This window comes from Mycobacterium sp., assembly GCF_049281135.1.
In the GTDB taxonomy this organism is placed as follows: domain Bacteria; phylum Actinomycetota; class Actinomycetes; order Mycobacteriales; family Mycobacteriaceae; genus Mycobacterium.
In genome coordinates this window covers 1-1,521 of the sequence record NZ_JBAPRN010000005.1, presented here as the reverse complement: position 1 = coordinate 1,521, position 1,521 = coordinate 1, and the positions used below count along the sequence as shown (strand labels likewise).

Below are 1,521 nucleotides of genomic sequence, written 5' to 3'. Positions count from 1 at the left end.
TTCCCTCGACCGGGCCGAAAATCCTCTTGTCCGCAGTGGCCCGGTCATCGGGCGGTATGCCCTGGGCAAGCAAGTTGGGATCCAGGGGCGACGGGCCGAGCACATGCTGGCGCATCGCCAACGGCATGAACGGCTTGTCGCTGTTGCAGATTTCGACGGTGGGCGCGCGCTTTCCGGGGTGCCCCATGCACGGATAGTTGCGGGCGCCGCGAACCGCGAGCGGCGAATCCTGCGGCAGTTTGCAGTACAACCCATCCGGGGTGTCGATATCGCTCGTGTCGGCCGGGGATCGCCATTGGTTCTGCGGCAAGAAGCCGACCGTGCAAATCGGCGGATCGTCAACGGTGAGCGCGAAGTCGCCCCTGGCCTGACCGTCGGGCCAGTTCTGGCCCTGCGCCGTTTGCTCGTAGGCAACCGCCGCCGGCAGCAACACCAGCAGCTGTTCAATCGAGGGGTGGTAGGTAACGCCGATCTGCCCGATCGTGGTCAGGTTGGCAAGTAACACCGGCAACGTCGGCTTGATCTGCGTGAAGAGCCGTGACGCCTCATCCAACGCCCCGGGACCGTCCTGCAAAATCGTGCGGATCCGGGAATCGTCGTTGGCCAGTACGTCGGAAATCCCGGCCAGGCTGTGCGCCCACGTCCGGATCGAGTCGGTCGTCTGTGCCTGCGCGTTCAGCAGCGGCTGTGAGTCTTCGGTGAGGGCGCGGGTTCGGTCGACAATGCTGTTGGAGTCGGCCGATATTCGCGACGCCGAATCCGACAGTGAGCCCAAATCGTATCCGGCCCCGTTGAAGGCCTGGAAAGACTCGTCGAGCAGTTGACCGATCTTGTTCTTGGGAAGGCTCTTCACCAAGGCGTTCACCTGATCGAGCATCGGTCCGACCGCTTGCGGAATCGTGGTGTCGTGCATGGCAATAACCGAGCCGTTGTGCAGATACGGCGCCGAATCGGTGCGCGGCTGCAAGTCCACATACTGCTCGCCCACGGCGGAGACGCTCATCACCGCGGCTTGCAGGTTTGCCGGGATCTTGGGCGAAGTGCCCAGCGACAGCGTCGCTTTGGCGCCCTTCGCGGTGAGCGACACCGCAGTGACCTTGCCGACCTGGACTCCGCGGTAGGTCACGTTGGAGAACCGGTACAGACCACCAGTCGCCGGCAGTTCGAGGGTGACCGTCATCCGGCCTATACCGAGCAGTGTCGGCGCCTGTATGTAGAAGAGGACCATCGCGATCACGCCGATGATCCCGATGATCGTGAAGATCAGCAGCTGAATCCGAACGAAGCGCGTCAGCATCTACCTGCTCCCCTCCGTCGGCGGAATCACCGGTGGCGGTGCGGCATTCGGCGCGACCGGCCCCGGCGGCGGTGCGGCCGCGGGTCCGGGCAGCGGACCAAACCCTGGCGGTGCAGCGGCCGGTCCTGGCAACGGAGCGCTGAACTGGAGATTTGGCTGAGCGGGGCCGGGCGGTGGCGGCGCCTGGGGCCCTGCCGGCGGTACGCCAGCCGGCGGCCCTGGGC

At 65.4% G+C, this 1,521-nt stretch carries 1 protein-coding gene; it reads right to left on the bottom strand.

Features of this window, described 5'->3' with window-relative positions:
• On the bottom strand, positions 1-1,297 hold a 1,297-nt coding region (locus tag WAN02_RS00125), incomplete at its 3' end, for an MCE family protein (protein ID WP_422261645.1).
• Positions 1,298-1,521 lie beyond the last annotated feature (224 nt).